The sequence below is a fragment of the Butyricicoccus pullicaecorum DSM 23266 genome (genome assembly GCF_900167005.1).
Lineage (GTDB): Bacteria > Bacillota > Clostridia > Oscillospirales > Butyricicoccaceae > Butyricicoccus > Butyricicoccus pullicaecorum.
The window spans coordinates 55,004-74,094 of the sequence record NZ_FUXW01000002.1; the positions used below are offsets into that span (position 1 = coordinate 55,004).

A 19,091-nucleotide genomic window follows, 5' to 3' on the forward strand; every position below is an offset into this window, starting at 1 on the left:
ACAACACAAATGATTTCTCACGGTAAAAACATCAAGATTTTCTGCGGTAACTCTCACCCGGCACTCGCAATGCAGATCGCATCTGCACTGGGCCTGCCGCTCGGCAAGGCAACCGTCAACACCTTCTCGGATGGTGAAATTTCGGTTTCCATCGGTGAGTCTGTCCGTGGTTCGGACGTTTTCCTGATTCAGTCTACCTGTGAGCCGGTTAACAACAATCTGATGGAGCTGCTGATTATGATCGACGCATGCCGCCGTGCATCCGCTGGTCGAATCACCGCTGTTATGCCGTACTTTGGCTACGCACGTCAGGATCGTAAGAGCAAGGCACGTGATCCGATCTCTGCTAAGCTGATCGCTGACCTGCTGACCACCGCTGGTGCAGACCGTGTCCTGACCATGGACCTGCACGCAACCCAGATTCAGGGCTTCTTCAACATCCCGGTTGATAACATGATGGGCGCATCGGTTCTCATCCCGCATATCGCTGGTACCTTTGGCCTCAACCGCGACGATCTCGTCATCGTTTCCCCTGACCTTGGCTCGGTCAACCGTGCACGTAAGTTTGCTGAGAAGCTGGATCTGCCGCTGGCAATCATCGACAAGCGCCGTCCGAAGGCAAACGTTTCCGAGGTTATGAACATCATCGGCGACGTACGCGGCAAGAAGGTTATGCTGGTCGACGACCTGATCGATACTGCTGGTACCCTGGTACATGCAGCAGAGGCACTGGTTGAGAAGGGCGGCGCAACCGAGATTCACGCTTGCGCAAGCCACGGTGTTCTGTCCGGCCCGGCAATCGAGCGCATCCAGAACAGCCCGATCAAGACTCTGACCCTGCTCGACACCATCGCACTGCCGCAGGAGAAGATGATCGACAAGATCCACGTGCTGCAGGTTGCACCGGTATTCACCGAGGCGATCGCACGTATCTACGAGGAAGTTTCTGTTTCCCCGTTGTTCGACTAATTGAAGAACCCGGCGCATATATGCGCTGCTTACCGAGAGAGCCTGGACACAACGCCCAGGCTCTTTTCACAGCAAGAAAGGAAGCAATATGAATATTTTAGCGATTGGGGACGTGGTCTCCAAACCCGGCCTTGATACGCTCAGACGGCTGCTGCGCACGCTCAAAAAGCAGTACGCCATCGATTTCACCATCGTAAACGGCGAGAACGCTTCGGGCGTGGGCATCACACCCGATCAGGCAGATGATATTTTTGATGCCGGTGCCGATGTCATCACGCTGGGCAATCACGTTTACAATAAGCGCCAGATCATCCCGTATCTGGACGACTGCTCGTACATCCTGCGTCCGGCCAATAACGCGCCCCAGCAGCCAGGACGTGGCTGGGGCATCTATGATTGCAAGGGCTACCGCCTGCTCATCATGAACCTGATCGGCCGGTGCGAGATGGCCTTCGGCCCGGACAATCCATTTTTGTGTGTCGACCGTATTCTGCGCGAGCAAAAGGGCAAGTATGACCTAGCCGTCTGTGAGATTCATGCAGGCGCAACCAGTGAAAAACTGGCGATGGGATTTTACCTAGACGGCCGATGCAGCGCGGTCTATGGCACCCATACCCATGTCCAAACGGCCGATGCAAGAGTCAATCCGAAGGGCACGGGCTATATCACCGATCTCGGCATGACCGGTCCCTTGTGGTCGGTGCTTGGCGTGGAACCTGAGCAGTCGATTGCCATGTTCCGCGGTGACCTGACCGAGTATTTCCGTGCCGCAGGCGGTGAGACCGCCCTGATGGGTGCAGTCTTTGATATTGACCAGTCGACCGGCAAGTGCCGCAAGGTCACACCGTTGTTTGAACGCCTGGGAGGCTGACATGGACGACCGCTATCTGCGTAAGATCGTGCTGGAAGATGCAATTGCGCATGATCGGACATACATCCGTGATTTGCCGGTCGTGCGCAGCCTGCGCGAGCGGGAGGGACTGGAATTGTGTGCGCCGGTGACTTTTCTTGTGGGCGAAAACGGGACGGGAAAATCCACCTTGCTGGAAGCGATTGCGGTTGCATGGGGATTTAACCCGGAAGGCGGCTCGCGCAACTTTACCTTTTCCACACGCGAGACACATGCCGGGCTGCATCGGTATATCCGTCTGGTACGCGGCGCTTATCGTGCAAGAGGTGGATTTTTCCTGCGAGCTGAGAGCTTTTACAATGTCGCAAGTGAGATTGACCGTATACCCGACCTGTGTGAGGATGCTTACGGCGGGAGATCTCTGCATGAACAGTCGCATGGAGAGAGTTTTTTGGCTTTGCTGCAAAACCGCTTTCACGGACATGGGTTTTACGTGCTGGACGAACCGGAAGCTGCGCTGTCTCCGTCTCGTCAGATGACCATGCTGTGTGTGCTGCGCGATTTGGTGCAGCAGGGTGCGCAGTTTCTCATCGCGACCCATTCACCGATTTTGACCGCATTTCCCGGTGCGCAGATCTATGAGCTGGACGAGAACGGAATGCATGAATGCGCATACCGAGATACCCAGAACTATCAGTTGACCCGACGGTTTTTGGAAAATCCAGAGCGCATGCTGACCTATCTGTTTGCAGAACCGCCTGAGAATATGGACTGATATCTTTCGCAGAACGTAAAAAAACCGCTCAAATGAGCGGTTTTTCTTTTTATCTGACGGGTTTGGTTGTCCGCATGCTGCGCCAGTAAAGCACAACACCACAGACTGTGACAAGCAGCTCGGTCACCGGGAAGGTCAGCCAGACACCGGTGAGTGCAAAGAGTGCAGACAGTGCGAATGCCATGGGAACGATGAGCACCAGACCGCGCAGGAGCGAGATACAGTGCGCGGGCAGTGCACGGCCGATTGAGGTAAAGAAGAAAGAGAGTGCAATGTTGCAGCCTGCGACGGGAATTGCGAGGAAGTACAGACGCAAACCATCTTCGGCAATCGACTGAAGCGCAGCATCCTGCGCACTGTTGAATGCCGCAACGACCGGCGTGTCGCAGAAAATGAATAGGGCATAGATGGCAACCGAAAGTGTGAGCACGGTGACAATGAGATAGCGCATCAGCTGGCGGATGTCCGACTGCGCGTTGCGCCCGTAAGCATGACTGAGCAGCGGCTGTACACCCTGTGCAATGCCGGTGAGCAGGGCGATGACCACGAGGGACAGATTGGCAACCACACCGTAAGCCGCAACACCGGTATTGCCGCACAGACCGAGAATGATGAAGTTAAACACCAGAATGACAATGCCGGAGGACAGTTCGGTGACTAGAGAGGGCAGACCGAGTGCCAGCATGCGTCCGATGAGGGACGGGGTGACCGAACAGCGGCGCAGACCGAACCCTGCATGCTTGCGGTGGAAGGACAGTACAACCAGACTGATGCACGGTGCCAGACCGGTTGCCAGAACGGCGCCGAAAATACCCATCTGACAGGGGAAGATGAATACGTAGTCCAAAATAATGTTGGAAAAACTGCCTGCGAGCATGGCGGTCATGGACAGACGGGGAGAACCGTCATTGCGCACAAAGCAGACCAGAATGTCGTTGAGCAGGAAGGCAGGCGAGAAGAGCAGAATGACGCGCAGATAGGTTGCGGTCATGGTGAGCACCTGCGCATCAGCACCGAGCAGAGATGCGAGCGGTGTGGGGAAGAATAAACCAGCCGAGACGAAAATGATTGCGAGTAGCACAGCGGGATAGACCGAACTGACAAACGCTGCCGACGCGCCGTCGTTGTCTCGTTGGCCGCGGCAGATCGAGTACCGGGTCGCACCGCCCATGCCGAGCATCAGACCGCAGCCGTGCACCAAACTGTAAATCGGGATGGCGAGATTGAGCGCGGTCAGACCATCAGCACCCAGACCCTGGGCGATAAAAAAAGTGTCGGCCAGAATATAGCAGGAAAAGCCGAGCATGCCGAGTGCGTTGAGCGAAGCATACCGGGCGAATTCCCGGAACGCGTGTTTCATTGAAAATACCCCCTAAAACAAATAAAAACGCCGGCGTTCTGTATCTTCAAAGGCCTACGATACAGAATCCAAGCGTTTGCAGTCCGCTATCCGGCGATAACGAACGAGATAAGGATAACATGTGTGTACGGGAATGTCAAGACAGGAGAAAAAAGAAAACCGCTCCGAAAAACGGAGCGGTTTGTTTGCATGTTTTACAATCAGTCGATGGTGATGACCTGATCGCGCGCCGGGCCAACACCCAGCATGGTGACCTTACAGTCACAGATGCGCTCGAGCGCAGAGATATAATCCTTGACCGACTGGGGCAGTTCGTCGTAGGTGCGGCAAGCGGTGATGTCCTCGTCGAAGCCGTCGAACTCCTCGTAGATCGGGGTGCAGTGCTCGAGGTCGGCGAAGTTTGCCGGGAACTCGGTGATGCGCTGGCCGCCCAGATCGTAAGCGACACAGACCTTGAGCTTGGGCAGACCGCGCAGGGGGTCGATCTTGTTGATGACCATTTCGGTCAGACCGTTAACGCGAACGGCATAGCGTGCGATAACTGCATCGAACCAACCGGTACGACGTGCACGACCGGTAACTGTACCGAACTCGCCGCCGGCGTTGCGGATGTAGTCGCCGGTCTCGTCGAACAGTTCGGTCGGGAAGGGACCCTTGCCGACGCGGGTGGTGTAGCTCTTGAAGATACCCATGATATCGGTGATGGCAGAGGGGCCAACACCCGAACCGATGCAGCAGCCACCGGCAATCGGATGGGACGAAGTAACATAGGGATAGGTGCCCATGTCGAGGTCGAGCAGCGTACCCTGTGCACCCTCAAACAGAACGAACTTGCCGTCCTTGATGGCCTCGTAGGTCAGAATGGAGGTGTCACGAACATGTGCGCGCAGACGCTCTGCATAGGTGCGGTACTCCTCGAGAACGGCCTCGATGTCGATGGGCTTACCGCCGTAAACACCGGTGATGACCTTGTTCTTGCGTGCGCAGGCTGCACGCATCACGTTTTCAAAACGGTTGGGATCGATGAAGTCGTGCATGCGCACACCGATGCGCTCAGCCTTGTCCATGTAGGTGGGGCCGATGCCCTTCTTGGTGGTACCGATATCGTCGCCGCCGCGAGCCTTTTCGGACAGGGCATCCAGTTCGAGGTGCCAGGGCAGGATACAGTGGCAGCGTGCGTCGATGAACAGCTTGTCCGCCTTGACGCCCTTTTCTGCCAGACCGTCGATCTCACGCAGGATGTTGCGCGGGTCTACGACGACGCCCGGGCCGATGATGTTGATGCAGTCGGGGTAGAGGATACCCGAGGGAATGAGCTGCAGTTTGTACTTTTCACCATCAACAACGACCGTATGACCGGCGTTGTTGCCTCCCTGGCTGCGCACCACAAGATCGGCGTGTGCCGCAAAGATGTCGATGAATTTGCCTTTGCCTTCGTCGCCCCACTGAGCGCCTAAGATTACTTTGCCAGGCATAACTAGAAAGCCCCTTTCACAGATAGAAAAAATGAACAGGAAGGGAAGAAATCCCATCCTTTGGTATTGAATACAGGTTTTGCGATGCCGGAACGCATCCGGCATACATTCCATATTATAACGCAATCGGGTCCGCAGTACAATAGGACGGGTGTAAATTTTCGTATTTTGACAAAAAAACAGAGGAGGAAAGGGCGAAATAATGGTGAAAACCGTGTGATTCGAGGAGTTTCGTGCGGGAGCACGCAGTATGCAGAACGAGCGGGTGAAATCGACAGAAGGGCTTAAAAAAAGAGTCCGGCTATGGTATAATGGGTACAATCGAAAAAAATCAGGGAATTTTTCAGGAGGTTCCGATCAGATGATACACTATTTGGACAACGCCGCCACCTCGCGTGTGCTGCCTGCGGCTGCCGAGGCAGCGGTACACATGATGCGCGAGGAATTTGGCAATCCGTCGTCCCTGCATAAAATGGGCATTGAGGCTGCACGGGTGCTCAAGGACAGCCGGGAGGCCGTCGCAGCCGTTCTGGGCGGCACAGCTGCCGAGACATACTTTACTTCGGGCGGTACCGAGAGCATCAACACCGCGATTTTCGGTGCAGCACGTAAAAATCGCCATGCCGGACGGCATATCGTGACCACGGCCATCGAGCACGCAGCGACCTTGAACGCCTGCCGCAGACTGGAAAGCGAAGGCTTTGAGGTCACTTACGTCCAGCCGACCGCGGACGGTCACATTCTGGCCGAAGATATGGAAAACGCCATGCGTGAGGATACCATTCTGGTGTCCTGTATGCTGGTCAATAACGAGGTGGGCACGGTTCTGCCAGTTGCAGAGATCGGGCGCGCGCTGAAACGCAAGAACCCGTCTGCACTGTTCCATGTGGACGCAGTACAGGGACTGTTCCGCCTGCCGCTTACCCCTAAGAAGTGGAACTGTGATCTGCTCAGCGTCAGCGGCCATAAGATCGGTGCACCCAAGGGCATCGGTGCACTGTATATGAAGCGCGACGTGCGTCTCGCGCCGTACATCGTGGGCGGCGGTCAGGAGAGCGGCTTCCGCTCGGGCACCGAACCCATGCCGCAGATTGCAGCCTTTGCCGCAGCCTGCCGCGAGCGTGCCGCGCAGATGACCGAGGACGTTGCACATGTCGCCATGCTCAAGGACTACCTGACCGAGCAGGTAAATGCAAAATTTGATTTTGTGCAGTGGAACGGACAGGGAGACGTGCCCCATGTCGTCAATCTGTCGCTGCCCGGATGCAAGAGCGAGGTCATGCTGCGCGTGCTCGAGTCTAAGGATGTGTTTGTCTCGGCCGGTTCGGCCTGCTCGAAGGGCAAGGAAAGCCCGGTGCTGCGCGCCATGGGACTGGATAAAAAGCGCATCGACAGCGCACTGCGCATCTCGTTTGCACCCTTTAACACCAAAGAAGACGTGGACGCGCTGCTGGAAGGATTGGAAGCGGGCGTGCGCATGCTCAGACGATAAAGAAGAAAGGATTATCCCTCTATGAAAGAAGTATTGCTGCTCAAGTGCGGTGAGATCGTGCTCAAGGGTCTCAACCGTAAGAAGTTCGAAGACCGCCTGCTCGGCAACATCAAGCGCCGCTTGAAGCATATCGGTGACTGCACGGTGACCATGCGCCAGTCGGTTATTTATGTTGAGATTCCCGAGGGCGTAGACGGTGACGCTGTCATGGATGCCGTGCTCAAGATTTTCGGTATCGCGCTCATCTGCCGCGCAGCTGTGTGCGAGAAGACGCTGGAATCCATGCAGGCGACCGCAGAGTCCTACCTGGCCGACCGTATTGCCGATGCCAAGTCGTTTAAGGTTGAGACCAAGCGCGGCGACAAGCGCTTCCCGATGACCTCGGTACAGGTTTCCCAGCATCTGGGCGGTGAGCTGGCCGAGAAGTACAAGCATATGAAGCCGGACATGCATCATCCGGAGCTGACCATCCACTTTGAGATTCGCGACCAGTATGCGTTCGTTCATCCGGGGCCGGTACAGGGCGCAGGCGGTATGCCGGTCGGCACCAATGGCCGTGCAGCCCTGCTGCTGTCGGGCGGTATCGACTCGCCGGTTGCCGGTTATATGATGACCAAGCGCGGTCTGGAACTGATCGGCATTCACTTTTTCAGCTATCCGTACACCTCGGACCGCGCCAAGGAAAAGGTCTTTGAGCTCGGACGCAAGCTGACCGCATACTGTGGCCGCATGCCCATTCTGGTCGTACCGTTCACCAAGATTCAGGAAGAGATTCGCGACAAGTGCCATGAGGAGCTGTTTACGCTCATTATGCGCCGCTTTATGATGCGCATTGCCGAAAAGCTGGCCATTCAGTACGAGTGCGGCGGCCTGATCACGGGCGAGAGCCTGGGACAGGTGGCAAGCCAGACCATGCCGGCGATGGCGGTCACCAATGCGGTCTGTGAGACGCTGCCGGTCTTCCGTCCGGTCATCGGCATGGATAAGGAAGAAATCGTGCAGATTGCACGCAAGATCGATACCTTTGAGACCTCTATCCTGCCGTATGAGGATTGCTGCACGGTCTTCACGCCCAAGCATCCGAATACCAAGCCCAAGATGCCCAAGATTCTGGAAGCCGAGTCGCATCTGGATGTTGAGGCACTGGTAGATGAGGCAGTACAGAACACCGAGCGGGTGATCGTCTGATCATTTCCAACCATTTCCAACAAAATTTTACGCAGATTTGATTGTAGCGCGCACTGTGCTGTAGTATCGTTACATTGTACCGCGCCGCAGGCGTGAGAAAGAAGGAACCCCACTATGAAAGCAGAACTGATTGCAGTCGGTACCGAGATTCTGCTCGGCGACATTGTGAATACCGATGCCCAGGTCATCTCGCAGGGCTTGTCCGAGCTGGGCATTGACGTTTATTATCAGACCGTGGTCGGTGATAATCCGCAGCGTCTGGAGCGTGTCATTCGAGAGGCTAAAGAGCGTGCGGATATTATCATCACGACCGGCGGTCTGGGGCCGACGCTGGACGACCTGACCAAGGAGACGTTGGCACGGGTATTTGGCAAGAAAATGGCGCTCGATCAGGAGGCGCTTGCACGCATTCATGCTTTCTTTGATAACATTGGCCGTGAGATGACGCCGAACAATGAAAAGCAGGCATGGCTGCCAGAGGGCTGCGTACCGCTGCAAAACGACTGGGGTACCGCACCAGGCTGTGCGTTTGAGGCTGACGGCACGCACGTCATCATGCTGCCCGGTCCGCCGCGCGAGTGTGAACCGATGTTCAAGTATCGTGCGATGCCGTACCTGTACAAGCTGGCAGGCGGCTGCATTGTCTCGCGCAACGTGCGTGTATTCGGTCTGGGCGAGTCGGCCATGGAGACCATTCTGCACGACATGATGGCCTCGATGAAAAACCCAACCATCGCACCCTATGCCAAGACCAGCGAGTGCTTCGCACGTGTTACTGCTAAGGCAGACACGCCCGAGCAGGCCGAGCAGATGCTGGAACCTGTGGTCGAGCAGGTGGTATCCATGCTGGGCGACAGCGTGTACGGCGTGGATGTGGATTCCCTGGAACAGGTCGTGGGAGATGGCTTGCGCGAAAGAGGCATGACGCTGGCGGTTGCAGAGAGCTGCACGGGTGGTCTGCTGTCCAAGCGCATCACCGATCTGCCGGGTGCATCGGAATATTATAAGGGCGGCGTGTGCTCGTATGCCAACGAAGTCAAAGTCAAGGTGCTGGGCGTTTCTGAACAAACGCTGGCTGAAAAAGGTGCTGTTTCACCCGAAGTTGCCGAACAGATGGCGCGCGGGGTGATGGAACTGATGGGTACGGACTTTGGCGTTGGTATCACGGGGGTTGCAGGACCGGGCGGCGGAACCGAGGAAAAACCGGTGGGACTGGTTTATATCAGTGTATGCTTCCGGGGCGTATGTCACACCCGGGAAATGCGGTCGAGCCTTGGCCGTGACCGCGTTCGCAACCAGGCTGCTTCGACAGCACTCGACCTGGTGCGCCGTTTGATTCCGGAAGGTCAGTGTGACCAAAAGGGACGCTAAAAGTTCATAAAAATTGTCCAGTGTTTGCATAAAAAGCGAAATATCACTGGACTTTTTTTTGCTACGGTTGTATACTATACCTAGTAAAACAGATTTTAGCCTGCCGGAAACTGTGTAAAAACGACAAAGATCGACGGGAAGTTCTGGAATACTGAGGAAATCGCGCATTTTCGCGCATTTTAGAGGGAGATGAATGCATGACTTTGCAGACAAGGATGACAACCAAAGAAGAGCATGCCGCCTTGTTTCAATCCGGTCGGGATTGCCGTGCGTTTGAATTCATGGGTGCACATCCGCAGACGCGTGATGGTCAGGAAGGTTACTATTTTTCTGTCTACGCGCCGAATGCAGTGGAAGTTGCAGTAATGGGTGAATTCAACGGCTGGAGTCGCGACGCGCACAAAATGGTGCGCGATGAAACAGGCATTTGGGAGTGCTTTATTCCTGGTGTCAAGCAATATGATTCGTACAAGTATTCCGTTCATACGCAGGACGGACAGTTCTTTGATAAGGCCGACCCGTACGCCTTCCATTCGGAGACACGCCCGTCTAACGCTTCCAAGACCTTTGATCTTGCAGGCTATGAATGGCACGATAACAGCTGGATGGACTGGAGAGGCAAGCACCTGCCGTACACCGCACCGGTCAACATCTATGAGGTACATATGGGCTCGTGGAAGCGGCACGAGGATGGAAACTTCTATTCCTACCGCCAGCTGGCTGACGAGCTGATTCCTTACGTCAAGGAGATGGGCTACACCCACATCGAGTGCATGCCGCTCACCGAGCACCCGCTCGACGGTTCTTGGGGTTATCAGGTCACCGGCTATTTTGCCGCAACCTCGCGTTATGGCACGCCGCATGATCTCATGTATTTTGTGGACAAGTGCCATGAGGCTGGAATCGGTGTCATCATGGACTGGGTTCCGGCACACTTCCCCAAGGACGGACATGGCCTGGTTGAGTTTGACGGTTCGTACCTCTATGAGTACGCCGATCCGCTCAAGATGGAGCATAAGGAGTGGGGCACCCGCGTATTCGATTACGGTAAGGTGTCGGTACGTAACCTGCTGTTCTCCTCGGCAATGTTCTGGATTGAGCAGTTCCACATCGACGGCCTGCGCGTAGACGCGGTCGCATCCATGCTCTATTTGGATTACAACCGTCAGGGCGAGTGGAGACCCAATATCTACGGCGGACGTGAGAATCTGGAAGCGGTCGACTTCCTGCGTATGCTCAACCATATGGTACTCAGCGAGCATCCGGACGTCATGATGATCGCAGAGGAGTCCACGGCATGGCCGATGGTCACCAAGCCGGGTTCGGTCGGCGGACTGGGCTTTAACTTCAAATGGAACATGGGCTGGATGAACGATATGCTGTGCTACATGTCGGCAGACCCGTTCTTCCGCAAGGACATGCATGATAAGATCACCTTCTCCTTCATGTATGCCTTCTCTGAAAACTACATCCTGCCGCTCTCGCACGACGAGGTCGTGCACGGCAAACGCTCGCTCATCGACAAGATGCCCGAGCCGTATGAAAATAAATTTTCCTCGCTGCGTGCGCTCTATGGCTACATGATGGCGCACCCGGGCAAGAAGATGCTGTTCATGGGCGGCGAGTTTGCGCAGTTCTCCGAGTGGAACGAGGCACGCGGTCTGGATTGGATGCTGCTCGACTACGACGCACATCGCCAGATGCAGACCTACGTCAAGGCACTCAACGCAGCATACCTTGCCAATAAGCAGCTGTGGGAAAACGACATGGACTGGCAGGGCTTTGAGTGGATTTCGCACGACGATAATCGTAATAATATCATCGCCTTCCGCCGCGTCGCATCGGATGGCACCGACCTCATCTGCGTGGTCAACTTTGCACCCGTTTATCACCCGAGCTACCGCATCGGTGTCCCGTATCCGGGCACTTACGAGGAGATTTTCACCTCGGACGATGTCAAGTTCGGCGGATCGGGCGTGAAGAACGGCAAGGTTCGCTCCAAGGCAGCAGCCTCTGTCGTGGATAAGGTGCTTGATGAGGAGACCGGTAAGATGGTACCGGGCAAGATGCACGGTTTTGACGATCTGATCGATCTGGAAATCGCACCGCTGTCTGTCATGTACTTTAAGGGCAAGCCGCGCGTTGCGCGCCGCGCAAAGGCCACTCCGGCGACCAAGGTTGCCAAGGCCGAGAGCAAGACGGCAGACAAGAAGAACGAGAAGGCAAAAACCGAAAAGCCGCGTGCATCGGCACGCCGCACCAGAGCTTCCAAGACCGACGAGGCGTAAATCGCCTCGTTCGGATCGCATTCCGCGATGCCGCCGGACACAAGGCGACGGCACGATAGGGATATGGATATAAAAATAAGTGAGGAGAAACGGAGAGTAATCATGTATCGAAAGAAAGAATGCGTTGCCATGCTGCTGGCCGGCGGCCAGGGCAGCAGACTGTATGTCCTGACCACAAAGGTCGCAAAGCCGGCAGTTCCCTTCGGCGGCAAGTACAGAATCATTGACTTCCCGCTGTCTAACTGTATTAACTCCGGCATTGACACGGTCGGCGTACTGACCCAGTACGAGCCCCACGTGCTCAACGCGTACATCGGTTCCGGTCAGACTTGGGATCTTGACCGTATGCGCGGCGGTGTATACACCCTGCCGCCGTACCAGCGCGGCAAGGGCGCAGACTGGTACAAGGGTACTGCAAACGCAATCTACCAGAACATCGAGTTTGTGGACGAGTACGACCCGGATTACGTTCTGATCCTGTCGGGCGACCACATCTACAAGATGAACTACAACAAGATGCTCCAGCATCATAAGAAGGCGGGCGCGGACGCAACCATCGCAGTTATGGACGTACCGCTCGACGAGGCTTCCCGCTTCGGTATCATGAACTGCCGTGAGGACGGTTCGATCTACGAGTTCGAAGAGAAGCCCAAGCAGCCCAAGAGCACTCTGGCTTCCATGGGTATTTACATCTTCAGCTGGAAGAAGCTGCGCCAGTACCTCATCGACGATGAGAACAACACCGCTTCGTCCAACGACTTCGGTAAGGACATCATCCCGGCTATGCTGAATGCAGGCGAGAAGATGGTTGCATACCGCTTCGAGGGTTACTGGAAGGACGTCGGCACCATCGAGTCTCTGTGGGAGGCAAACATGGATCTGCTCTCGCCCAAGTCCGGCCTGAACCTGTCCGACGATACTTGGAAGATCTACGGACGCAACAACGGTGCACCCCCGCACTTCACCAGCAAGCAGTCCAAGGTTGTACACTCGCTGGTATCCGAGGGCTGTGAGATTTATGGCGACGTTTCCGAATCCATCCTGTTCTCGGACGTTACGATCGAGAAGGGTGCGAAGGTTGAGTATTCTATCCTGATGCCCGGTGCAGTGGTTGAAAAGGGCGCATCGGTACGCTATGCGATCGTTGCAGAGAACGCACACATCTGCGCAGGCGCATCGGTTGGTGCAGCACCGAGCGATGTTGCAGCAGATGACTGGGGTGTCGCTGTTGTCGCATCCGGTATTCGCATCGGTAAGAACGCAAAGCTTGGCGCTAAGGAGATGGCAGGCGAGGATCTGCCCGATCAGGAATAAGAGAAGGGGACGCAACCATGAAAAATGTTTTAGGCCTTATTATTGCTTTTGATACCGATAACGACCTGCGCGAGCTGACCGACCACCGTACGGTGGCGGCAGTTCCGTTCGGCGGCCGTTATCGCATTGTGGACTTCATGCTGTCCAATATGGTCAATGCGGGCATCTACCGCATCGGCCTGCTGATGAAGGATAAGTACCAGTCGCTGATCGACCATGTCGGTAACGGTAAGGACTGGGATCTGTCCCGTAAGAACGCAGGTATCACCCTGCTGCCGCCGTATTCTTACTCGAAGAAGGCATCTCCGCTGGTAACCGGCGAGTACCGCGGCAAGATCGACGCACTGGCTGGTGCAATCGATTACCTGCAGAAGAATCGCGCAGACTATGTTGTCCTGGCTGACGGCGACCTGATTGCAAATATCGATATCAGCGAAGTCGTACAGGCACACGAGAACGGCGGCAACGATATCACGATGGTTGTCACCAAGAAGTCTGCGGACAATCCGTTCACGACTTACTGTGAGCTCAACCGCAAGCGTGAGATCGTTGACATTCGCGTTGGCGATAACAACGACGGCAAGTGCAAGTATTCGGCACTGGGCGTTTATGTCATGTCCCGCCAGTACCTGATTCACCTGATTGCAGATTGTGTCACCCATAACTGCATCCACTTCGAGCGTGAGCTGCTGACCCGTGCACTCAACGACAGCAACATCGGCGCTTACGTATTCAACGAGTACAATACCAAGGTCTTTGATGCCAAGGATTACTTCCAGGCAAACATGGACATTTTGGATAAGGACTGCCGCAACGAGCTGTTCCTGCGTACCCGTCCGATCTTCACCCGCATTTACGATGAAGCACCGGCATACTATGGTGATCAGGCTGAGGTTTGCGACAGCCTGGTAGCAGATGGCTGCCATATCGAGGGTAAGGTTACCAACTCGGTTCTGTTCCGCGACGTACTGGTTGAGAAGGATGCCGAGATCAAGAATTCGATCATCATGGAGAATGGCCGCGTTCTGTCCGGTGCATCGCTGGCACACATCGTGCTGGACCGCGGTGTTACCATCCGTGAAGGCCGTACCATGATGGGTCACGAGAATTATCCGGTCGTTATCGCAAAGCGTTCGGTCGTATAAGCGTGACTTCAGGGTCGACAGCCCATATTTATCTTTCAGACTGTGTTCTGGATGTTCTATCTTAGATACCGTTTATATGAGCGGGAGCGTCCGATGTGGGAAGCTCCCGCTTTCTACTCTCTGGAGAGGGGATACCATTATGAAAATTATGTTTGTCAGCTCGGAGGTTGCGCCTTTTATCAAGACGGGCGGACTGGGAGATGTAGCCGGTGCATTGCCGGAGGCGCTTGCCGCCGCAGGCCATGACGTGCGCGTATTCTGCCCGCTGTATAGTGCCATCGGCCAGAACTGGCGTGAGAAGATGACCCATCTGAAAAACGCATACGTCCAGCTGGGCTGGCGCAATCAGTATTGCGGCATTTTCTACTGTGAAAAGGGCGGCGTGACTTATTATTTCATTGACAACGAATATTATTTTGCACGTACCCAGCTGTATGGCGAGTATGATGATGCAGAAAGATTCGCATACTTTAGTAAGGCAGTGCTCGAGATCCTGCCCGACCTGGATTGGAAACCCGATGTCATCCACTGCAACGATTGGCAGACCGCGCTTGTGCCGGTTTATTATAACCTGATGTTTGCCGGCCGTCCGGACTATGCCAATATCAAGACGGTCTTTACCATCCACAATATCGCATTCCAGGGCCGCTATGGCCGGGACGTGCTCGAGTATGTATTTGGCATTGACGATGCACATTTCCGCTCGGGCTTTATGGAGATGGACGGCGACGTCAACCTGATGAAGGCAGCGATTTTGGCTTCGGGCGCGGTGACAACGGTTTCCCCAAGCTACGCCGAGGAAATTCAGACGCCGTACTATGGTCATGGACTGGATTCCATCCTGCGCAATAACAGCTATAAGCTGCACGGTATTTTGAACGGTATCGATATGACGGCGTTCAATCCGGCGACCGACCCGGCACTTGCCAAGCACTATACCCCGAGCCGGATGGCAGGCAAGAAGGAAGATAAGGCCGATTTGCTGTCGCTGTGCGGACTGGAAGGCGACGAGAATACGCCGGTTATCGGCATGATTGGCCGACTGACCGACCAGAAGGGTCTGGATCTGGTCGAAGCTGTGCTGGACGATATCCTACAGGACGATGTAAGGCTGATCGTGCTGGGCAAGGGTGACTGGCGGTACGAGCAGATGTTCCTCGAGGCCAAGCGCCGTCATCCCGATAAGATTTCGGTATCTATCCTGTTCTCGGGTGAGCTGGCCAATAAGATTTATGCCGGTTCCGATATGTTCCTGATGCCGTCCAAGACCGAGCCGTGTGGCTTGGCGCAGATGATCGCGCTGCGTTACGGTACCATTCCGATCGTCCGCGAGACCGGCGGCCTCAAGGATACGGTAACCGCATTCGTCGATTATCTGGGCACGGGCAACGGCTTTACCTTCTTCAGCTATAACGCCCATGACATGCTCCATGTCGTGCGCGAGGCGTGTGAAGTGTATCGCTACAATCCGAAGGCTTGGAAGAAGCTCATGAAGGGCGGTATGGAAACCGATTTCAGTTGGACGAAATCTGCCGAAAAATATGTTGAGGTCTATCAAGCGATTTGATATGATAGAAGAGAGCCTGCGGGGCTGTGCCGGAAAACCGGGCAGCCCCTGCTTTCGCCAGAGCGTGTTTTTGCGAAGATCGATCCGCGAAGACCGTGGCGGTCTTGGCAAAAGCACTTTCCCAAAGGAGTGTCAACATGTTTGAACAGAGTATTTATACTTCCCGCGACGCAGCCTGCAAGCAGCCTTATGGCGCTGTACCGGCTGGTCAGGCGGTGAGCTTTTCGGTTTATCCCACCCGCGAAGTTTTTCTGCGCGGCGTGACTTTATATATCAGCGAGGACGGCAAGGAGCCGACGGCATACCCGATGCATTGGGGTGGCCTGCGCGGCGACTGCGACCGTTATTGTACAACATTCACCCCGGAAACGCCCGGACTGTATTGGTATTATTTTGCAGTCGAAGACCGTCACGGGGTGAGAAAATATATCTGCCGCGGCGCGGCCGGTGTCGGATATGAGAGCGATACCGTGCAGGACCTGTACCAGTTGACCGTCTTTGACGGTTCGTATGCGGTTGCCGATTGGTTTGGACGCGGTATCACCTATAATATTTTCCCCGATCGTTTCTGCCGCACCGAGGTGCCGCCCAAGGAGGGCTACCGCGCACATCGCGAGGTGCATGATAACTGGAACGATCTGCCGGTCTATCAGCCCGATGCACACGGCGAGATCTTGAACAATGACTTTTTTGGCGGCAGCCTCAAGGGTGTGCTGTCCAAACTGGACTATCTGGCATCGCTGCATGTGCAGACCATTTATTTCAACCCGATTTTTGAAGCTTATTCCAATCACCGGTATGACACCGGAAATTATAAGAACATCGATCCCATGATGGGCACCGAGGAGGACTTCAAGGAGCTGTGCGCTGAGGCTAAGAAGCGCGGTATGCGTGTCATTCTCGATGGCGTGTTCAGTCATAACGGCTATGACAGCGTATATTTCAATGCGCGCGGCCATTATGACAGCGTGGGCGCATTCCAGTCGCAGGAGTCTCCGTACTATGAGTGGTACGATTTCTCGCACTGGCCCGATCAGTACAGCTCGTGGTGGGGCATTTATACCCTGCCGCAGGTCAACGAACTCAACCCCAAGTATCTGGACTATATCATTGAGGACGAGGACAGCGTCATTCGCCGCTGGCTGCGCCTGGGCGCATCCGGTTGGAGACTGGACGTTGCCGACGAGCTGCCTGATGAATTCATCGCCAAGCTCAACGCCGCAGCGCGCCGCGAGAAGCCGGACGCACTGGTCGTCGGTGAGGTCTGGGAGGACGCATCCAATAAGATCAGCTACTCGGTGCGCCGCCGTTATTTCCAGGGCGGCGAGCTGGACAGCGTTATGAACTATCCGCTGCGTGACGGTGTTATGAGCTTTTTGGGCGGATCGCCTGCCGAGGATTTCGCAGAGAAAATGGAGTGCCTGCGCGAAAATTATCCGCGTGCGGTATTCTATAACCTGATGAACATTATCGGCACCCATGATACTCCGCGTGCCCTGACCGTTATGGGTGCAAAGCCTGAGGATTGGAGCGGTTCGCGCGACCATCGCGCACGTGCGCGCTTGATCGGAGAAGATTTGATTGCGGCACGCCGCAAGATGTATCTGGCTGCTGTCATCCAGTTCACCATGCCGGGTTCGCCGACCATTTACTATGGTGACGAGGCTGGCCTTCAGGGCTTTGAAGATCCGTTCAACCGCCGCACTTACCCGTGGGGCAATGAGGACGGCTCTCTGCTAGGCTTTTACCGCAAATTGTGCGCCGTGCGCACCCAGTCTTCGGCGCTGACCGGCGGCGAGATCGCGTTCCGAAAAGCCGAGGGTGGCCTGCTGATTTACGAGCGCTGGGATGCACAGGAGCATCTGTATATTGTAATCAATCGTGACGACGAAGCGGTTGTGCGCCTGCCCTGCCATGCGGCAGAGGACTTGCTGGACGATCAGACCCGCGTAGATACCGATACGGACGATCTGGTACTGCGTATTCCGGCCTGCTCGGCTCGCATTTTGCGCGTAACCGAGTGACATCAAGGAGGAAACTATGGATTTCACCGAGAAAAAACTGTCTGAGCGCTATTATTTTGAGGGTCGTATTATGAAGGCTCGTTTGGATGAAGCAGAATTGCCCAATGGCAAGCGCACCACCCGAGAGGTTTGTGAGCACGTGGGCGGCGTCGGCATTTTGCCGATCGACGACGAGGGTAATGTTATTCTGGTACGCCAGTTCCGCTATCCGTTTGCCGAAATGATGCTGGAGATTCCGGCAGGTAAGCTGGATCACGGCCCGAATGAAGATCATCGGGACTGCGGCGAGCGGGAACTCAAAGAAGAGACCGGCTGCACGGCAGATGAACTGACCTACCTGGGCTGCATCTATCCCTCGCCCGGATTTTTGACCGAGGTGACCCATCTGTACGCGGCACGCGGCCTGCACCAGGGTGAGGTACAGCCGGATGAAGACGAATTTTTGGAGCTGGTACGCATTCCGGTGGAAGAACTCGAGCAGATGATTGTCAACAATGAGGTGCGCGACGCAAAGACGGTCGCCGCCATGTATCGCGCAAGACTTAAGGGGCTGCTGGACGGACGGAGGTGATCCCTATGGCAAAGACCATCCTCGTCGTAGAGGACGAACAGGACATCGCAACCATTATTGATTTTAACTTAAAGCGCAGCGGATTTGATACCCTGATGGCCTATGACGGCCCGACCGGTCTCAAGCTGGCGCTGGAGAACGCACCCGACTTGATTTTACTCGACGTCATGCTGCCAGGCATGGACGGCTTCGAGATTTGCCGCCGAGTGCGCGAGAAGTCGCAGGTACCGATTATCATGCTGACCGCACGAGAAGAGGAGTCGGACAAGATTCTGGGTCTGGAACTTGGCGCGGACGATTATGTTACCAAGCCCTTTTCTAATCGCGAGCTGATTGCACGCATCAAGGCCAATATGCGCAGATTTTCGGCTGCTGAGGTACCGCAGGAAAAGACCGATGCCGGCGTAGGGCTGTCCATCTCCGAGGAGGACACTGCGGTTTATAAGGACGGCAAACCCATCGATCTGTCGGTGCGTGAGTTTGACATTCTGTCATATCTCGCTGCCGAGCCCGGTCGGGTGATATCGCGTGAAGAATTGATGGAAAAGGTCTGGGGATTTGAGTATTACGGCGATCTGCGTGCGGTGGATGTCGCTATCCGCCGCCTGCGTGAAAAGATCGAGGACGAACCGGCACAGCCTAAATACATCATTACCAAGCGCGGATTGGGTTATTATTTCGCGAAAAACTAAGGAGAACTGC

At 55.3% G+C, this 19,091-nt stretch carries 15 protein-coding genes; 13 read left to right on the forward strand and 2 right to left on the reverse strand.

Annotated features, from left to right (window positions below; all coding sequences use genetic code 11):
- Positions 1 to 9 precede the first annotated feature (9 nt).
- The 3 genes from B5D52_RS04330 to B5D52_RS04340 all read left to right on the forward strand — a co-directional run bounded on the left by B5D52_RS04330 (position 10) and on the right by B5D52_RS04340 (position 2,594).
- Positions 10 to 969, forward strand: a complete 960-nt coding sequence (locus tag B5D52_RS04330; RefSeq protein ID WP_016146366.1) for a ribose-phosphate pyrophosphokinase — start codon at positions 10 to 12, stop codon at positions 967 to 969.
- Between the two features lie 88 nt (positions 970 to 1,057).
- Positions 1,058 to 1,840, forward strand: coding sequence for a TIGR00282 family metallophosphoesterase (locus B5D52_RS04335; protein WP_016146367.1), 783 nt, complete (start codon positions 1,058 to 1,060; stop codon positions 1,838 to 1,840).
- 1 nt (position 1,841) lies between these two features.
- Positions 1,842 to 2,594, forward strand: a complete 753-nt coding sequence (locus B5D52_RS04340; protein WP_016146368.1) for an AAA family ATPase — start codon at positions 1,842 to 1,844, stop codon at positions 2,592 to 2,594.
- Positions 2,595 to 2,643: 49 nt separating this feature from the next.
- Here the strand turns inward: B5D52_RS04340 and B5D52_RS04345 are convergent, their stop codons facing one another.
- Both B5D52_RS04345 and B5D52_RS04350 read right to left on the reverse strand, forming a co-directional pair.
- On the reverse strand, positions 2,644 to 3,954 hold the full coding sequence (locus tag B5D52_RS04345) for an MATE family efflux transporter (protein WP_016146369.1): 1,311 nt from the start codon (positions 3,952 to 3,954) through the stop codon (positions 2,644 to 2,646).
- 200 nt (positions 3,955 to 4,154) lie between these two features.
- Positions 4,155 to 5,429, reverse strand: coding sequence for an adenylosuccinate synthase (locus tag B5D52_RS04350; RefSeq protein WP_016146370.1), 1,275 nt, complete (start codon positions 5,427 to 5,429; stop codon positions 4,155 to 4,157).
- Between the two features lie 361 nt (positions 5,430 to 5,790).
- Between B5D52_RS04350 and B5D52_RS04355 the strand changes: the two genes are divergently transcribed.
- From B5D52_RS04355 to B5D52_RS04400, 10 genes are all read left to right on the forward strand, one after another.
- A complete protein-coding gene (locus B5D52_RS04355; RefSeq protein WP_016146371.1) occupies positions 5,791 to 6,921 on the forward strand; it encodes a cysteine desulfurase family protein in 1,131 nt (376 codons plus the stop codon).
- Between the two features lie 21 nt (positions 6,922 to 6,942).
- On the forward strand, positions 6,943 to 8,109 hold the full coding sequence (gene thiI / locus B5D52_RS04360) for a tRNA uracil 4-sulfurtransferase ThiI (protein WP_016146372.1): 1,167 nt from the start codon (positions 6,943 to 6,945) through the stop codon (positions 8,107 to 8,109).
- 114 nt (positions 8,110 to 8,223) lie between these two features.
- Positions 8,224 to 9,480: a competence/damage-inducible protein A gene (locus B5D52_RS04365; protein WP_016146373.1), complete on the forward strand. Its 1,257-nt coding sequence runs from the start codon at positions 8,224 to 8,226 to the stop codon at positions 9,478 to 9,480.
- Positions 9,481 to 9,695: 215 nt separating this feature from the next.
- Positions 9,696 to 11,768 (forward strand): 1,4-alpha-glucan branching protein GlgB, encoded by a 2,073-nt coding sequence (gene glgB, locus B5D52_RS04370; RefSeq protein ID WP_040332579.1) that lies wholly within the window; start codon positions 9,696 to 9,698, stop codon positions 11,766 to 11,768.
- A gap of 102 nt (positions 11,769 to 11,870) precedes the next feature.
- Positions 11,871 to 13,082: a glucose-1-phosphate adenylyltransferase gene (locus B5D52_RS04375; protein ID WP_016146375.1), complete on the forward strand. Its 1,212-nt coding sequence runs from the start codon at positions 11,871 to 11,873 to the stop codon at positions 13,080 to 13,082.
- Positions 13,083 to 13,099: 17 nt separating this feature from the next.
- Positions 13,100 to 14,227: a glucose-1-phosphate adenylyltransferase subunit GlgD gene (gene glgD / locus B5D52_RS04380; protein WP_016146376.1), complete on the forward strand. Its 1,128-nt coding sequence runs from the start codon at positions 13,100 to 13,102 to the stop codon at positions 14,225 to 14,227.
- 139 nt (positions 14,228 to 14,366) lie between these two features.
- Positions 14,367 to 15,794, forward strand: a complete 1,428-nt coding sequence (gene glgA, locus B5D52_RS04385) for a glycogen synthase GlgA (RefSeq protein ID WP_016146377.1) — start codon at positions 14,367 to 14,369, stop codon at positions 15,792 to 15,794.
- Between the two features lie 137 nt (positions 15,795 to 15,931).
- Positions 15,932 to 17,818, forward strand: a complete 1,887-nt coding sequence (locus B5D52_RS04390) for an alpha-amylase family glycosyl hydrolase (RefSeq protein ID WP_016146378.1) — start codon at positions 15,932 to 15,934, stop codon at positions 17,816 to 17,818.
- Between the two features lie 16 nt (positions 17,819 to 17,834).
- On the forward strand, positions 17,835 to 18,389 hold the full coding sequence (locus B5D52_RS04395; RefSeq protein ID WP_016146379.1) for an NUDIX hydrolase: 555 nt from the start codon (positions 17,835 to 17,837) through the stop codon (positions 18,387 to 18,389).
- A 5-nt stretch (positions 18,390 to 18,394) separates the two neighbouring features.
- On the forward strand, positions 18,395 to 19,081 hold the full coding sequence (locus B5D52_RS04400; RefSeq protein WP_016146380.1) for a response regulator: 687 nt from the start codon (positions 18,395 to 18,397) through the stop codon (positions 19,079 to 19,081).
- Positions 19,082 to 19,091 lie beyond the last annotated feature (10 nt).